A 16,361-nucleotide genomic window follows, 5' to 3' on the forward strand; every position below is an offset into this window, starting at 1 on the left:
GGCTACCCGGCTGCCAGGCCCGTCCGGACCGCGCCCGTGGGGGTGGACGCCGGGACGGGGTCGAACGCCCCGCGGTCCTGGGTGCACACCGTCCCGGCCGGCGGGGTGGCCCCGGTCAGCAGGTACTGCGACGTGAGCGAGGCCGCGCAGGAGCTGGTGCCGAACGAGGTGTGCCCGACGCCGTCCACGGTCAGCAGGGTGCTGTTGGGCAGCAGGTCGTCCACCGCCACCGCGTTGCGGTAGGGGGTGGCGGGGTCGTACAGGTTGCCGATGACGAGCACCGGGTTGCGGGTCCAGCTGTCCCACGGGCCGGTGTGGCGCTCGGTCGAGCGACCGGCCCACGGCGCGCAGACGAGCCCGGCGTAGGCCCACCGGGAGCCGACGTAGGGCGCGGTCGTGGCGTCCAGTGCGCGCCCGACCTCGCCGTAGCGGTAGGGGTCGTCCGGGTTGTCGGTGTCGGCGCAGGTGATGGCGGCTCTCGCGTCGGGGAAGTTGTCGTAGCCCTCCTGCACCGGGGGCTGCGGCAGCCTCCCCAGGCCGGCGGCGACAGCGGCGCCGTCGGCGCTGTAGGCCCCCTGCAGCAGCTCGCCGAGGACCGGCCACGTGTCCGGGATGAAGAGCAGGGCCGCGGTCACCACGACCAGGTCCGAGTAGGTCAGCGGCTCCGCCGGCCCGTCGGGCACGGGGATCAGCAGCGGGGCGGCCCGCAGCCGGGCGGCGAGCTCGGCGTACTTCTGTTCCGGGTCCCCGTCGGCGGCGAACGCGCACTGCTGCGGTCCGGCCTCCGCACACAGCTCGAAGAACCGGTCCAGGGTCTCCGTGCTGCCCACCTCGGTGCCCTCGCGGATCCAGCTGATGGTGCCCGGGGGACCGCTGGCCCAGCCGGGGTTCACCACGCCGTCGAGGACCAGGGCCCCGGTGCGGGTGGGGAACGTGTTGGCGACCACCTGGCCGAGGAAGGTGCCGTAGGACAGGCCGTACAGGTTGATCCGCTGGTCACCCATCGCCGCGCGCAGCACGTCGAGGTCGCGGGCGAACTGCAGGGTGCCGACGTGGTCGAGCAGGTCCCCGTTGCGTGCCCGGCACTCCTCCGCGAACGCGCGCACCTGCGCGATCGCCTGCTCCTCCTGGACCCGGTCGGTGGGGAAGTCGGCCAGTGTGGCGTAGGGCAGGGCGGCCTGCTCCGCCGTGCTGCCCGTGCAGCGCACCGGCTGGCTCTCGCCGGTCCCGCGCGGGTCGACGCCGACCAGGTCGTAGCGCGCGAGCACCTCCGGTGGGAACAGCAGCCGGCCCAGCTCGCGCACGGTCGCCGCTGCGGGTCCGCCCGGGCCGCCGAAGTTGACGAACAGGGCGCCGATCCGGTTCGCCGGGTCGGCCGCGGGCAGGCGCACCGCGTGCAGGCGGAAGGTGCGGCCCTGCGGGTCGGCGTAGTCGTACGGGACGTCGACGTCGGCCTGCTGGAAACCGTCGCCGGCGTCGGCCCAGGTGATGGACGGGACCGGCACGCCCGGTACGCCACCCGGTGGGGGTTCGCCGTGACCGTCGCCCTGCGGATCCGTGGCCGCGGGCGTCACCGGAGCGGCGGCCGCGACGCCGCCGAGCGGGACGGCGAGCAGGGCGGCGGACGTCGCCGCCGCACAGGCAGCGGCGGCGATCCGGCGCCGCAGGCGGTGGGATGAGGCGATCGACATGGGTCCCCCCGTGGTCGGGCTCGCGCACCTGGCCGTCCCGGGCTCGTCCGGCCTCGTCCGGCGAGCACTGTGCCGGTGTCCCCACCGACCGCGGAAGTGCCGACTGCGCGGCGACGACACCTGGGCGGCACGACCTGCTGTGCCGGCCGCGTCGACGGCGCCCGGGGACCGCGGAGGCAGCTGCGGCACCGCCGTGCTGGCGCACGTCCTGCGCGGGTGGCACCCGCGCAGGACGGCCGGGACGTGGTGACCCCGTCCTCCCCCGGTCCCGCGCCGGTGCCGGTCGCCGTTCCACGTGGAACCCGTGCTCGACCACGGTGCGCCTCGCACGTCATCACCGGTGGGCGCACCGACTGCGCCGCGCCCGGGTCCGTCACCACGCGGGAGCGGCTCCGGACGGGTCGCCGCAGCTGTCCCCGGTACCGGGCGATGACTCCGCAGCCGCCGTCCGGTCGGAGCCGTGACGGGCGGGAGCGGGAGGAGGAGCCGTGCAGGTCGACCAGGGACCGACGATGGCCGCGCTGATCGGGCGGTGGCGCACGAGGGGCGAGGTGCTCGGGGACGACGGGCAGACCGTGGTGGCGACCGTCCGGGGCAGCGACGTCCACGAGGAGCTCGGTCCCACCGTCGTCCACCACGTCGACGTGGTGACCGGCGGTCGGCGGACCCGGGCACTGGAGGTCGACCTGCTGCTCGACGAGCCGCCGCCCTCCTGGCCGAGGATGCCCACCGGGCGGACGGCCCGGGATCGACGTCCCGGGCCGCCCGCGGTCACGACTGCGCCGCCAGGACGTCGGTGGCGCGGTGCGGCCCGGTGACGCCCTCCACCAGGACCGCCCAACCGGTGCTGGACCCGGTCCGGAGGCCCACGATCTCCTGGTAGGCCGCCGACGAGTACCAGGCGCGGGCACCGGCGGCGTCCGGGAAGCCGATCACCACCAGGTCGCCCTGCCACGGGCCCTCGACGACCTCGGCGCGGGCGCCGTGCACCAGGAACCGCCCCCCGAAGGGCTCGAGGGTGGCGTCGATCCGGGCCAGGTACTCGGCGATCTCGGGGCCCATGGCCACCGTCTCGAGGTGCGCGACGGCGTAGGAGCCGAACCCGCTCACGGCTGCGGGACCCGGTCGAGGAAGCCGCAGACCCGGTCGAAGCGGCCGTCCCCGTCGGTGACGGCCACGTCGGAGCCGACCACCGGCGGCTCCTGGCCCTCCGGACCCAGGCTCCAGGTGAACCGCACCTGGTCGTGGTGGGCGTCGACCGGCCCGGCGAGCCGGAAGACCCAGCCCGGGAACTGCTCGTGCACCGCGACGATCGCCGCCTCGATGCCGTCGTGCCCCCGGACGTCGACCAGCGGGTCGACGTAACGGGCGTCCTCGGTGAAGAGCGCCGCGACGGCCCGGCGGCGGGCCTGCGGCTCGGTCTCGTTCCACGCGGCGATGTACCGCTGGACCTGGGTGGCGGTGTCCTCGGGCACGGTGCGTCCTCCTCGCTGCCGGGCCGGCGCCCGGGTGGCTCCGGCCTGGACCCGAGGCTGCGCGAGGACGGAGCCGCCCGTCGATGACCTCACAGGTCATGGACGCCTACCTCCGAGGTAGGTGCCGGGCGGCCGGGGCGCCCGTAGCGTCCGGGCCGTGACGGCGACCCCGACCCGCTCGACCTTCGGGCCGCTGCTGCGCCAGTGGCGCACCCGGCGCCGGCTCAGCCAGCTGGACCTGGCCGTCGAGAGCGACGTCTCCGCGCGGCACATCAGCTTCCTGGAGACCGGCCGGTCGAAGCCCAGCCGCGAGATGGTGCTGCGGCTGGCGACCCAGCTCGACGTCCCGCTGCGCGAGCGCAACCAGCTGCTGCTCGGGGCCGGTTACGCCCCCGAGTACCACGCCCGTCCCCTCGACGACCCGGAGATGGCCCCGGTCCGCGCCGCGGTCGACGCCGTGCTGCGCGCCCACGCACCGCACCCGGCCCTCGCCGTCGACCGGCACTGGGACCTGGTGAGCGCCAACGCCGGCGTCGACCTGCTCACCCGCGGGGTCGCGCCGCACCTGCTCGAACCACCGGTCAACGTGCTGCGGCTGAGCCTGCACCCCGACGGGCTGGCCGGCCGGATCCGCAACCTCGCCGAGTGGCGTGGCCACGTGCTCGGCCGCCTGGCCCGGGAACTCGCCGTCACCGGCGACCCGCGGACGCGGGCGCTGCTGCACGAGCTGGCGGCGCTCCCCGGCGGCCGCAGCCACGGCACGACGAACGCCGTCGCCGTCCCCCTGCGGCTGGAGGCCGGCGGCCGGGAGCTGGCGTTCCTCAGCACCGTCACGACCTTCGGCACCGCCCTCGACGTCACCCTCGCGGAGCTGAGCATCGAGGCCTTCCTGCCCGCTGACGCGGCGACGGCGGAGGTCGTGGCCGCACTGGCCGCCGACGGACCCTGACACCGCGGACCGGAGCGTGACCCGGACCGCCCGCTCGTCCCGGGCCCCGGTCGAACCCGTCGCCGTTCCACGTGGAACGCCGCCGCGTTGCATCGGTGTGACATGGACCGTGGGCGGTCGCGCCGGCGCGGCCCGTGGGGTTGGATCACCACATGTGCGGCCTCTCCGGTGAGATCCGGTTCGACGGCTCCCTGGCCGACACCACCGCCGTGGCGCGGATGGTCGAGTGCCTGGTCCCCCGCGGGCCGGACGGCCAGGGTGCCTGGAGCAACGGGCGGGTGGCCTTCGGGCACCGCCGGCTGTCGGTCATCGACCTGTCGCCGGCCGGCAGCCAGCCGATGGTGGACAACGAGCTCGGCCTGACCGCGGTCTTCAACGGCTGCATCTACGACTACAAGGAGCTGCGCGCCGAGCTCGAGGGCCACGGCTACCGCTTCTTCTCGACCTCCGACACGGAGGTGATCCTCAAGGGCTACCACCACTGGGGCACCGCGGTGGTGGAGCACCTGCACGGCATGTTCGCGTTCGTCATCACCGAGCGCGACACCGGCCGCGTGGTGCTCGCCCGCGACCGGCTGGGCATCAAGCCGCTCTACCTGGCCGAGACGCCCGGCCGGCTGCGCTTCGCCTCCTCCCTGCCGGCGCTGCTGCAGGCCGGGGACGTCGACACCTCCATCGACCCGGTCGCGCTGCACCACTACCTCACCTGGCACGCCGTCGTCCCCGCGCCGCGGACGATCATCAACGGCGTCCGCAAGCTGCCCCCGGCCACCGTGCGGGTGGTCGAGGCCGACGGCACCTCCCGCGAGCACCGCTACTGGGAGGCCCGCTACGAGCGCGACCCTGCGCACGCGAACTGGTCCGCCCGCGACTGGGAGGACGCGATCGAGGAGGCGCTGCGGGTCGCCGTCCGGCGGCGGCTGGTGGCCGACATCCCGGTCGGCGTGCTGCTCTCCGGCGGGCTGGACTCCAGCCTGATCGTCGGCCTGCTCGCCCAGGAGGGGCAGACCGGCCTGGCGACCTACTCGATCGGCTTCGAGGCCGTCGGCGGCCGGGAGGGCGACGAGTTCCAGTACTCCGACGTCATCGCCGAGCGCTTCGGCACCGACCACCACCGCATCCGGGTCGCCTCCGACGAGCTCGCCGCGGCGCTCGGCCACGCCATCCACGCGATGGCCGAGCCGATGGTCAGCCACGACGTCGTCGCCTTCGACCTGCTCTCCGAGCGGGTCAGCCAGTCGATCCGGGTGGTGCAGTCCGGGCAGGGCGCCGACGAGGTCTTCGCCGGCTACCACTGGTACCCGCCGCTGCAGGGCGTGGACCGCGAGCGGGCGGTGGAGACCTACGCGAGGGCGTTCTTCGACCGGGACGCCGCCGACATGGCCCGGCTCGTGGCCGACCGCTACGCGGTGGACGGCGACCCGAGCCTGGAGTTCGTCCGCCGGCACATGTCCGCGCCGCACGCCGACACCGCCGTGGACGCCGCGCTGCGCCTGGACAGCGAGGTCATGCTCGTCGACGACCCGGTCAAGCGGGTGGACAACATGTCCATGGCCTGGGGGCTGGAGGCCCGGGTGCCCTTCCTCGACCACGACCTGGTCGAGCTGGCTGCGATGTGCCCGCCGGAGCTGAAGCTGGCCGACGGCGGCAAGGGCGTGCTCAAGGCGATCGGCCGGCGGATCATCCCGCCGGAGGTCATCGACCGGCCCAAGGGCTACTTCCCGGTCCCGGCGATCACCCACCTCGAGGGCAAGGTGCTCGACCTGGTGCGCGACTCGCTGTCCAACGACGCCGCCCGCGAGCGCGGGCTGTTCCGGTCGGAGTACGTCGACCGGCTGCTGGCCGACCCGAACGGTGAGCTCACCCCGCTGCGCGGCAACAAGCTGTGGCAGCTGGGTCTGCTGGAGCTCTGGCTGCAGGCCCACGGGGTCTGAGCGTGCCCCGGATCGCGGGGCACCGGCGCCGCCTCCCGGTGTCCGACACGCCCTCCACCAGCCGTCCCTGGCAGCAGGTCTCCGAGCACCAGCGGCAGGGGATGGCCTCCGACGTCGTCCTGGACCTCGCCTGGGGCCGGCTGGTCTTCGGGCAGACCTTCTCCAGCCTCGAGGGCATCGTGAAGGCGCTGCGCTCGGAGGAGAGCGGCCGGCGCGACATCTGCATCTACCCGCGCGACCCGCACGTGATGGTCGGGATGGCGCCCGACGAGCTGTTCATCGACCCCAGCTACGTCTACCGGCTCGACCTGCACCGCTACCGGCCGCGCGCCGAGCTCATCCGCGGCGTCTTCGTGCGCACGGTGACCGCGCTGGACGAGATGCGGCAGGTCAACGACATCTACGCGCGCAACGGCATGGTCACCGGGGACGCGGAGACCATGTGGGCCAACCACCGCACGCGGTGCTTCACCTACCTGGTGGCCGAGGACCGGCGGACCGGCCGGATCGTCGGCACGGTCACCGGCGTCGACCACGTGCTCGCCTTCGGCGACCCGGAGGGCGGCGCGAGCCTGTGGTGCCTGGCCGTCGACGCGCAGGACGCCCCGCCCGGCACCGGTGAGGCGCTGGTGCGGGTGCTGGCCGAGCGCTACGTCGGCCGCGGCCGCGCCTACCTCGACCTCTCGGTCATGCACGACAACACCGGGGCGATCGCGCTGTACCGCAAGCTCGGCTTCCACCGGGTGCCGGCGCTGTGCGTGAAGCGGAAGAACCCGATCAACACGCCGCTGTTCGCCGCCCGCCCGCCGGGGCTGGCCGAGCTCAACCCCTACGCGCGGCTCATCGCCGAGGAGGCGCTCGAGCGCGGCATCCGCGTCGAGGTCAACGACGCCGAGTGGGGCGAGATGCGGCTGTCGCTGGGTGGGCGCACCGTGCTCACCCGGGAGTCGCTGTCGGAGTTCACCAGCGCGGTCGCGATGAGCCGCTGCGACGACAAACGGGTCACCCGGCGGATCATGGAGCGGGCCGGCGTCCGCGTGCCCCGCGGTGCGACCGTCACCGAGGACGACCTGGAGGCCGCTCGCACCCTGCTGGCCGAGTGCGGCGAGGTCGTGGTCAAGCCCGCCCGCGGGGAGCAGGGGCGCGGCATCACCGTCGGCGTGCGTGAGGAGGCGGCGCTGGACCGGGCGGTGCGCCTGGCCCTGCAGTACTGCCCCGACGTGCTGGTCGAGGAGCTCGTCGAGGGGCAGGACCTGCGGGTGGTCGTCATCGACCACGAGGTGGTGGCCGCCGCGGTGCGCCGTCCCGCCGAGGTGGTCGGCGACGGCCGCTCCCCCGTCACCGAGCTGGTGCGCAGCACCAGCCGCCGGCGCGAGCGGGCCACCGACGGCGAGTCGAGCATCCCGCTCGACGACACGACCGCCGAGGTGGTCGCCGAGTCCGGGTACACCATGGACGACGTCCCGCCGGTGGGCGAGCGCATCCAGGTCCGGCGGACGGCGAACCTGCACACCGGCGGCACCATCGAGGACGTCACCGAGCGGCTGCACCCGGCGATCGCGCAGGCCGCCGTCCGGGCCAGCCGGGCGATCGGCATCCCGGTGACGGGGCTCGACTTCCTGGTGCCCGACGTCGCGGGCCCCGACCACGTGTTCATCGAGGCCAACGAACGGCCGGGGCTGGCCAACCACGAGCCGCAGCCGACCGTGGAGCGCTTCGTCGACCTGCTCTTCCCCGAGACCCGCCGACGGTGAAGGGGGACCACCCGCGCGATCGGTCGGCGTGGCGGGTCAGGTCCCGACGATCATGAGACCGCGGTGGCGACCCGCCGGTGGCGCTCGGCGTGTCGCCACGGGGAGGTCATGATCGTCGCGGAGAGAGGGGGATGGGCCGGTGGCGTATGTGCTCGCGGCGCTCGGGGGCGCGCTCGGCGCGCTGGCCCGCTGGGGCGTGGCGACGGCGCTTCCGCACTCCCCCGCCGGGTGGCCGTGGGCCACGCTGCTGGTCAACCTCACCGGCTGCCTGGTGTTCGGCGCGCTGACCGCCGTCCTCACCACCCGCTCCCCCGAGCCGCCGTGGGCGCGGCCGTTCCTCGCCGTCGGCGTGCTCGGCGGCTACACGACCTACTCCGCGTTCGCGATCGAGACGGTGCGGCTGGCCGAGGCCGGCGAACCCCTCCTGGCCGCCGGCTACGTGCTCGTCTCCGTCGTCGGCGGCGTGCTGGCCGTGGCCGGCGGTGCCCTGGCGGTGCGGGCCGCCCGCGTCCGGTGACGCCGCTGCTCGTGGTGGCCGGTGCGCTGGTCGGCGCCCCGCTGCGGCTGCTGGCCACCCGGCTGGCGGCCCGCGACGGGGGCGAGCCGGCCCGCGGCACGCTGGCCGTGAACGTCGTGGGCAGCGCCCTGCTGGGTCTGGTGCTGGGCGCCGCCGCGACTCCCCCGGCGGTGGTCGCCCTGGTGGGCACCGGCTTCTGCGGCACGCTCACCACCTTCTCGACGTTCGGCGCCGACGTGCTGCGGATGGTCGAGCAGCGACGACTGGCCCACGGCCTGGCCTACCTGGCCGCGACGCTGGTGCTGGGGCTGGGCGCGGCGGCGGCCACGTACGCCGCCGCCCTGGTGAGCCACTGACCGGCAGGGTCGACTCGTGACCCGCCGCGTCGCAGCGCGCCGCGGCGGGTCACGCTAGCTCCGGGAGCGCGGGGAGGGCGGACTCAGTAGGGTCGGGGACGGTATGGCTGGGACAGCAGCAGGACAGGGCGGGGCGGACAGCCCCGTCGTCGTGGTGGCCAACCGGCTGCCGGTCGACCAGGTCACCGACCCCGACGGCAGCACGCGATGGCAGCGCAGCCCGGGCGGGCTGGTGACCGCGCTGGAGCCCTTCGTGGCCGGCCGCGGCGGCGCCTGGGTCGGCTGGTCGGGGTCGGCCGGTGAGGCCCCCGAGCCCTTCGAGTCCGGCGGGATGTCGCTGGTCCCCGTGCCGCTCTCCGAGGAGGAGGTCGACCGGTACTACGAGGGCATGTCGAACGCCTCGTTGTGGCCGCTGTACCACGACGTGGTCGAGAAGCCCGAGTACCACCGGACGTGGTGGGACACCTACGTCCAGGTCAACAAGCGCTTCGCCGAGCGCGCCGCCGAGGTGGCCGCCGAGGGCGCGATCGTGTGGGTGCACGACTACCAGCTGCAGCTGGTGCCGGCCATGCTGCGCCAGCAGCGCCCGGACCTCACCATCGGCTTCTTCCTGCACATCCCGTTCCCGCCCTACGAGCTGTTCACCCAGCTGCCGTGGCGGTCGGCCATCGTCGAGGGCCTGCTCGGCGCCGACCTGGTCGGGTTCCAGCGGCCCGCCGCGGCGGCCAACTTCGTGCAACTGGCCCGCCGGCTGCACGACCTGCCGGCCCGCGGCACGACGATCGAGTACGACGGCCGCACGGTCACCGCGCGCGCCTTCCCGATCTCCATCGACGCCAAGGCGTTCGAGGAGCTGGCGAGCCGGCCGGACGTGGTGAAGCGGGCGGAGGAGATCCGCGCCGAGCTCGGCAACCCGCGGAAGATCATCCTGGGCGTGGACCGGCTGGACTACACGAAGGGCATCGCCGTCCGGCTCAACGCCTTCCAGGAGCTGCTGGAGGACGGGGTCGTCGAGGTCCCCGACACGGTGATGGTGCAGGTCGCCACGCCCAGCCGGGAGCGCGTCGAGCACTACGTGCACATGCGCGAGACGATCGAGCAGCAGGTCGGCCACATCAACGGCGTCTTCGGCACCCTCGGCGGGCCCGCCGTCCACTACATCAACCAGTCGGTGCCCCGCGAGGAGCTGGCCGCGCTCTACCGGGCCGCCGACGTCATGCTCGTGACGCCCTACCGCGACGGCATGAACCTCGTGGCCAAGGAGTACGTCGCAGCCCGCAGCGACCTCGGCGGCACCCTCGTGCTCTCCGAGTTCGCCGGCGCCGCCGCCGAGCTCAAGCAGGCGTTCCTGGTCAACCCGCACGACATCGCCGGGGTGAAGAACCAGCTCCTGCGGGCCCTGCGCATCGAGCCGGCCGAGGCGGCGAAGCGGATGCGCGCGATGCGTCGCCACCTGGCCCGCAACGACCTGGAGCACTGGGCCAACTCGTTCTTCGACGCGCTGCAGGCGAAGGCGTGAGCGGGGCGGCGGCGGCCACCGGCGCGCTGCCGGCCGACCTCGCCGAGGCGCTGGCGGAGGTGGCCGGACGGCGCCCGCTGCTGGTGGCCAGCGACTACGACGGCGTCCTCGCGCCCCTGGTGGGCGACCCCTCGGCCGCCGTCCCGGTGCCGGGGGTCGCCGCGGCGCTGCAGCGGCTCGTCGCCCATGACGACGTCGTGGTGGCACTGGTCAGCGGCCGTGGTGTGGCCGACCTGCGGGCGGTGAGCAGTCTGGAGGGCCCCTACCGCTGGATCGGCAGCCACGGGGCCGAGTACGACGGCCCGCTGACCGGGGAGCTCGCCGTCCGCCGCGACGCGCTCGCCGAGCGGCTGGCGCCGCTCGTCGCCGCGGTGCCCGGCGCGCGGCTGGAGGTCAAGCCGGCCAGCGTGGCGGTGCACGTGCGGCAGGTGACCGACCGCGTCGCGGCCGCCGCGCTGCTGGATCAGGCCCACGCCGTGGCCGATCCGTCACTGACGTTGAAGCCGGGCAAGGAGGTGCTCGAGCTCGCGGTCACCGACGCCGACAAGGGCACCGCGCTCCTGCGGCTCCGCGACGACCTCGGCGCCGTCGCGACGGTCTACCTCGGTGACGACCGCACCGACGAGGACGCCTTCCGCGTCCTCTCCCCCGGCGACCTCACCGTCAAGGTCGGCGAGGGGGAGACCGCGGCCCGCCACCGGGTCCCCGACCCGGCCGCCGTCGTCCTCCTGCTCGAGACGCTCGCCGACGCCCTGGACTGACGTCCTCCCGGTGTGCGGGAATGGCGCCGGGATGTCGACAAAGCGGTCGGTGGAATGCGGTCGTCGACATTTCTCCGGCACCGTTCTCCGACACGCTCCGGAATGGCGCGACACGATGGCGGAACGGCCCACCATTGCGATGCAAGCCGCAGTGGCGTCGCCCTCTCCTCTGGAGCCCCCATGTCCGTCGTCCGCACTCCCCTCCCCTCCGGGCGCTCCGGAGGCTGGTTCGCCGACCGCCCCATCGGCGTGAAGATCGGGGCCGCGGTGGCCCTCCTGGCCGCCGTGGCCGTGGGAATGACCATCCTCGCCGTGTCTCGGATCGGCGCTCTCGAGGCCGGTGCGTCGAGGATCAACGACAACGTCGTCACCCTCGCCGACCTGGCCAACATCCAGCGGTCGTGGCAGGGCGACCGCTCGCGCTACAACTCCTACGGTCTGGTCGACGCGCAGACCCGCGTCGAGCTGCGGACCGAGCTCGCGGAGCGCCGCACGAAGATCGAGGACCAGCTCGACGCCTACGCCGAGGTCACCGTCAACCGGGAGGCGTTCGAGACCTTCCGCGGGTACGTCGAGGACTACTACGCCATCGCCGACGGGCAGCTGGTCCCGGCAGCCGACCGTGGTGACCTCGCGGCCACGGGGCAGGTCATCTCGGGGCCGCTCCAGGACGCCTCCGACGTCATCATGGACGAGTACCAGGCCATGCAGGACCGCCGCGTCGCCGCCGGTCAGACCGACACGGACGACGCGACGGACACCGCCCGGTCGGCGATCACGACCCTGTGGATCTCCCTCACCGTCGGCATCCTGCTGGCCGGTGCGCTGACCCTCCTCGTCGTCCGCCGGCTCATCGGCACCGTCCGCTCGGTGCAGACGTCGGTGGAGGCGCTGGCGGCGGGTGACCTGACCGTGCGCGCCGAGGTGCGCAGCCAGGACGAGCTGGGCCGGATGTCGGCGGCACTCGGCACCGCCCAGGAGAGCCTGCGGGAGGTCCTCACCGCGGTGGCGTCGTCTGCGGACGCCGTGGCTGCCTCGTCGGAGGAGCTGAGCGCCAGCTCGGCGCAGATCTCGGCCTCGGCGGAGGAGACCTCGGCGCAGTCCGGTGTGGTGGCCGGCGCGGCCGAGGAGGTCAGCCGCAACGTGCAGACCGTGGCCGCCGGCGCGGAGCAGATGGGCGCCTCGATCCGGGAGATCGCCACGAACGCCGCGGAGGCGTCGGACGTGGCCGCGCGGGCCGTCACGGCGGCCGAGACGACGACGGCGACGGTGGCCAAGCTGGGCGAGTCGTCGGCGGAGATCGGCAACGTGGTGAAGGTGATCACCTCGATCGCCGAGCAGACCAACCTGCTGGCGCTCAACGCCACCATCGAGGCCGCCCGGGCCGGGGAGGCCGGCAAGGGCTTCGCCGTCGTCGCGAACGAGGTCAAGGAGCTGGCGCAGGAGACGGCCAAGGCGACCGAGGACATCGCCCGGCGGGTTGAGGCCATCCAGAAGGACACCGGTGCCGCGGTCGGGGCGATCGGGGAGATCTCGCACATCGTCGCCCAGATCTCCGACCGGCAGACCACGATCGCCAGCGCGGTGGAGGAGCAGACCGCCACCACCACGGAGATGTCGCGGTCGGTGGCCGAGGCGGCCGGCGGCTCGGGTCAGATCGCCGAGAACATCACCGGGGTGTCGGCCGCGGCCGACAGCACCACCCAGGCGCTCACGCAGACGCGTGCGGCGGTGGACGAGCTGTCCCGCATGGCCGCCGACCTGCGGACCTCGGTGGCCCGCTTCACCTACTGACACGCACGCCCGAGAGGGGGCGGTGACCGGTCCCGGTCGCCGCCCCCTCTCCGTTGTCCGCTGTTCTCGGAATGGTCTCGGCGGATTTGTCGACAACAGAGGAAGTGGTGGCCGCACTTTCTCGGCGCCACGCCGGGACACGCCCTGACAATTCTGATCCCCGTGACGAGGAACCCCTACTTTTCTTGCGATCAGCCGCGCTCGGTCCGCGGCGGACGGGCGCAGGAGCCCGATTCGGTATCGGTGACGAGAACGGGGACGGCACGAGATGAACACGAACGGGATCGGGCGGCGCGCCCGCCGCATCGGGGTCCGCGGGTCGATCCTGGCCGTCGGCGCCGCAGGGATGGCGGCCGCGGTCGCCGTCGGCGGCTTCGCGTTGAACGGGCTGGGCGCGGCCGGCGACGCACGGGACGAGATCGGCCGCCTCGCCGGCGCCCTCACCGCCGTCCAGGAGATCCAGACCTCCAACGCCGACGTGACCGGGTGGCAGACCGCCTACGCCTGGGACGCCCGCCGCATCGGTGGCGCCGCCGCGGTCCGGGACGACAACGCCAACCGTGCCGGGTACCTCGACAGCGCCGACCGGCTGCGCGGCCAGCTCGACGCCGTGCCCACGGACGCGCTCACCGACGCCGAGCAGACGACGTTCGAGCAGATCGAGCAGCAGTGGGATGCCTTCTTCGCGGTGGACGACCGCATCGTCGCCACCTACGCGCAGGGCACGCCGGCCGCCATCGAGGCGGCGGACGCACTCGTCGTGGGTGACGGCTACAACGTCTACTTCGAGGTGCTCCAGCTCACCGCGGAGCTGCGGGCGTCCCTGCAGGACCGGGTCCAGGCGGCGGACGTGGCTGCTGACGAACAGCAGACGCGGACGCAGTGGACCATGGTCGCCGTCGTCGCCCTGGGAGCGCTCCTGGCCCTCGCCCTGGCGCTCACCGTGGCCCGGCGCATCGTGCGGCCGATCAACGCGGTGGTCTCCGTCGCGGAGGCCCTGGCCGCCGGCGACCTGACCCGGACGACGGGCGTGAGCCGGGACGACGAGGTCGGCCGGGCCGCCGCTGCCATCGACACGGCCCTCGGCGAGCTCCGTACGGTGTTGGCCTCGGTCGCGGCGTCCTCCGATGCGGTGGCCGCCAGCTCGGAGGAGTTGTCGGCCTCGTCGGCGCAGATCTCGGCCTCGGCGGAGGAGACCTCAGCGCAGTCGGGTGTGGTGGCCGGTGCCGCGGAGGAGGTCTCGCGCAACGTGCAGACCGTCGCCGCCGGCGCGGAGCAGATGGGCGCCTCCATCCGGGAGATCGCGACCAACGCCGCAGAGGCCAGCGACGTCGCCGCACGGGCGGTCACGGCTGCCGAGACCACCACCGCCACGGTGGCCAAGCTGGGCGAGTCCTCGGCCGAGATCGGCAACGTGGTCAAGGTGATCACCTCGATCGCCGAGCAGACCAACCTGCTGGCCCTGAACGCCACCATCGAGGCGGCGCGCGCCGGGGAGGCCGGCAAGGGCTTCGCGGTGGTGGCCAACGAGGTCAAGGAGCTGGCCCAGGAGACGGCGAAGGCGACCGAGGACATCGCCCGGCGGGTGGAGGCGATCCAGGGCGACACGACCGCGGCGGTGACCGCGATCAGCGAGATCAGCTCGATCGTCGCGCAGATCTCCGATCGGCAGACCACCATCGCCTCGGCGGTGGAGGAGCAGACCGCCACGACGACGGAGATGTCGCGGTCGGTGGCCGAGGCCGCCGGTGGGGCCGGTCAGATCGCCGAGAACATCACCGGGGTCTCGGCTGCCGCGGACTCGACGACGCAGGCGTTGACCCAGACCCGCACCGCCGTGGACGAGCTGTCCCGCATGGCCGCCGACCTGCGCACCAGCGTCTCCCGGTTCACCTACTGAGCCCCCCGCCCCCGACAGGAGATCAACAGTGTTCCTCCCCCGCCTCTCCGACGTCCGTGTCGGACGCCGGCTCGGCCTCGCCTTCGGCGCGGTCGGGGTGCTCGTGCTGCTCAGTGCCGGTGCGGGTCTGTCCGCGGTCGGCGAGCAGCGCGACCTCGCCGAGCAGGTCAGCGCCGTCGACGGCGTCCTCGCCGACGCGGAGACGGCGCGCTTCCAGATCGCCGACGTCACCGGCTGGCAGGGTCTCGTCCTCGCGGACGTCGCCGCCTACGGCCCCGCCGTGGCCCTGGCCCCCGACGCCTACAACCGCTCGGGCATGCTCGAGGCCAAGGACTCGGTGTACGACTGGCTGGACACGGTCGACACCTCGGCGATGAGCCCGGTGGAGCGGGAGGCCTTCGACCGGCTGCGCCCGGCCTGGGACAACTACTTCCGCTGGGACGACCAGGTCGTCGCATGGCTCTCCGCAGGCACCCACGAGAGCTACCTCGCCACCATGGAGAGCATCAACGGTGGCGAGGCCGGCGAGGGCTACGGGATCGTCCTCGACCTGGCGGACGGCATCCAGGCCTCGGCCCAGGACCGCGCCGAGGACCTGCGCCGACAGCAGGACCAGGCGCAGACCCGGGCGACGGTCCTGCTCAGCGTCGTGGGAGCCCTCGCGGTGGTCCTCGCCGCGCTGCTCGCGGTGCTCGCGGCCCGGTCGGTGACGCGGCCGCTGCGGCAGGTCAGGGCCGCCCTGGACGCTGCCGCCCAGGGTGACCTCACGGTGGAGTCCGGTGTGGACCGGCGGGACGAACTCGGACAGATGGCCGCATCCCTGGCCGCCATGCAGACCGAGCTCCGCATGGTGCTGTCCTCGGTGGTCGCATCGGCGGACGCGGTCGCTGCCTCGTCGAAGGAGTTGTCGGCCTCGTCGGCGCAGATCTCGGCCTCGGCCGAGGAGACCTCCGCGCAGTCCGGCGTCGTCGCCGGTGCCGCGGAGGAGGTGTCGCGCAACGTGCAGACCGTCGCCGCCGGCGCCGAGCAGATGGGTGCGAGCATCCGGGAGATCGCCTCGAACGCCGCGGAGGCCTCGGATGTGGCGGCGCGGGCGGTGACCGCGGCGGAGACGACGACGGCGACGGTGGCCAAGCTGGGGGAGTCCTCGGCGGAGATCGGCAACGTGGTGAAGGTGATCACCAGCATCGCCGAGCAGACCAACCTGCTGGCGCTGAACGCCACCATCGAGGCCGCCCGGGCCGGGGAGGCGGGCAAGGGCTTCGCGGTGGTGGCCAACGAGGTCAAGGAGCTGGCCCAGGAGACGGCCAAGGCCACCGAGGACATCGCCCGGCGGGTGCAGTCCATCCAGGGCGACACCGGCGCCGCCGTGGCGGCCATCGCCGAGATCAGCGCGATCGTCGCGCAGATCTCCGATCGGCAGACCACCATCGCCAGCGCGGTGGAGGAGCAGACCGCCACCACCAACGAGATGAGCCGATCGGTCAACGAGGCCGCGCAGGGTTCGACCCAGATCGCGGACAACATCACCGGCGTCTCGGGCGCCGCCGACTCCACCACCCAGGCGCTGGCCCAGACCCGGGTCGCGGTCGACGAGCTGTCCCGCATGGCCGCCGACCTGCGCACCAGCGTCTCCCGGTTCACCTACTGACGCGCACGTCCTCCGTCGAGGGGATGGCGACAGGAAACCTGTCGCCATCCCCTCGCGCCA

14 protein-coding genes are annotated in these 16,361 nt (G+C 73.9%); 11 read left to right on the forward strand and 3 right to left on the reverse strand.

Annotation, left to right across the window (positions count from 1 at the left end; all coding sequences use genetic code 11):
• Positions 1 to 2 precede the first annotated feature (2 nt).
• Positions 3 to 1,691 (reverse strand): alpha/beta hydrolase, encoded by a 1,689-nt coding sequence (locus tag ACI79G_RS08165; protein ID WP_456880637.1) that lies wholly within the window; start codon positions 1,689 to 1,691, stop codon positions 3 to 5.
• Positions 1,692 to 2,179: 488 nt separating this feature from the next.
• Between ACI79G_RS08165 and ACI79G_RS08170 the strand changes: the two genes are divergently transcribed.
• Positions 2,180 to 2,509 carry a hypothetical protein gene (locus tag ACI79G_RS08170; RefSeq protein ID WP_456880638.1) on the forward strand — a complete coding sequence of 110 codons (330 nt, stop codon included), beginning with the start codon at positions 2,180 to 2,182 and terminating at the stop codon, positions 2,507 to 2,509.
• Here the strand turns inward: ACI79G_RS08170 and ACI79G_RS08175 are convergent.
• Complete coding sequence (locus ACI79G_RS08175; protein ID WP_456880639.1) at positions 2,463 to 2,801, reverse strand: DUF1330 domain-containing protein; 339 nt, start codon at positions 2,799 to 2,801, stop codon at positions 2,463 to 2,465. The two genes, ACI79G_RS08170 and ACI79G_RS08175, sit on opposite strands and share 47 nt — an antisense overlap.
• On the reverse strand, positions 2,798 to 3,166 hold the full coding sequence (locus ACI79G_RS08180) for a nuclear transport factor 2 family protein (RefSeq protein ID WP_456880640.1): 369 nt from the start codon (positions 3,164 to 3,166) through the stop codon (positions 2,798 to 2,800). Before ACI79G_RS08180 ends, ACI79G_RS08175 begins: the two co-directional genes overlap by 4 nt.
• Positions 3,167 to 3,323: 157 nt before the next feature.
• Here ACI79G_RS08180 and ACI79G_RS08185 point away from each other — a divergent pair, with 157 nt between their 5' ends.
• The 10 genes from ACI79G_RS08185 (at position 3,324) to ACI79G_RS08230 (ending at position 16,301) form a co-directional block, all read left to right on the forward strand.
• Positions 3,324 to 4,115, forward strand: a complete 792-nt coding sequence (locus tag ACI79G_RS08185) for a helix-turn-helix domain-containing protein (RefSeq protein WP_456880641.1) — start codon at positions 3,324 to 3,326, stop codon at positions 4,113 to 4,115.
• A gap of 152 nt (positions 4,116 to 4,267) precedes the next feature.
• Positions 4,268 to 6,049 (forward strand): N-acetylglutaminylglutamine amidotransferase, encoded by a 1,782-nt coding sequence (locus ACI79G_RS08190; RefSeq protein WP_456880642.1) that lies wholly within the window; start codon positions 4,268 to 4,270, stop codon positions 6,047 to 6,049.
• Between the two features lie 2 nt (positions 6,050 to 6,051).
• Entirely contained in the window at positions 6,052 to 7,803 is a 1,752-nt protein-coding gene (gene ngg / locus ACI79G_RS08195; protein WP_456880643.1) for an N-acetylglutaminylglutamine synthetase, read from the forward strand.
• Between the two features lie 139 nt (positions 7,804 to 7,942).
• Positions 7,943 to 8,320 carry a fluoride efflux transporter CrcB gene (gene crcB / locus ACI79G_RS08200; protein WP_456880644.1) on the forward strand — a complete coding sequence of 126 codons (378 nt, stop codon included), beginning with the start codon at positions 7,943 to 7,945 and terminating at the stop codon, positions 8,318 to 8,320.
• Positions 8,317 to 8,676, forward strand: coding sequence for a fluoride efflux transporter FluC (locus ACI79G_RS08205; RefSeq protein ID WP_456880645.1), 360 nt, complete (start codon positions 8,317 to 8,319; stop codon positions 8,674 to 8,676). Before crcB ends, ACI79G_RS08205 begins: the two co-directional genes overlap by 4 nt.
• Positions 8,677 to 8,779: 103 nt before the next feature.
• Positions 8,780 to 10,195 carry an alpha,alpha-trehalose-phosphate synthase (UDP-forming) gene (locus ACI79G_RS08210; protein ID WP_456880646.1) on the forward strand — a complete coding sequence of 472 codons (1,416 nt, stop codon included), beginning with the start codon at positions 8,780 to 8,782 and terminating at the stop codon, positions 10,193 to 10,195.
• A complete protein-coding gene (otsB, locus tag ACI79G_RS08215; RefSeq protein WP_456880647.1) occupies positions 10,192 to 10,956 on the forward strand; it encodes a trehalose-phosphatase in 765 nt (254 codons plus the stop codon). Before ACI79G_RS08210 ends, otsB begins: the two co-directional genes overlap by 4 nt.
• 180 nt (positions 10,957 to 11,136) lie before the next feature.
• Complete coding sequence (locus ACI79G_RS08220) at positions 11,137 to 12,750, forward strand: methyl-accepting chemotaxis protein (protein ID WP_456880648.1); 1,614 nt, start codon at positions 11,137 to 11,139, stop codon at positions 12,748 to 12,750.
• A 268-nt stretch (positions 12,751 to 13,018) separates the two neighbouring features.
• The gene (locus ACI79G_RS08225) at positions 13,019 to 14,650 is read left to right on the forward strand and encodes a methyl-accepting chemotaxis protein (protein ID WP_456880649.1); all 1,632 of its coding nucleotides are present in this window, start codon (positions 13,019 to 13,021) and stop codon (positions 14,648 to 14,650) included.
• 28 nt (positions 14,651 to 14,678) lie between these two features.
• Positions 14,679 to 16,301 carry a methyl-accepting chemotaxis protein gene (locus tag ACI79G_RS08230; protein WP_456880650.1) on the forward strand — a complete coding sequence of 541 codons (1,623 nt, stop codon included), beginning with the start codon at positions 14,679 to 14,681 and terminating at the stop codon, positions 16,299 to 16,301.
• Positions 16,302 to 16,361: the final 60 nt, after the last annotated feature.

It is taken from the genome of Geodermatophilus sp. SYSU D00779, assembly GCF_054050595.1.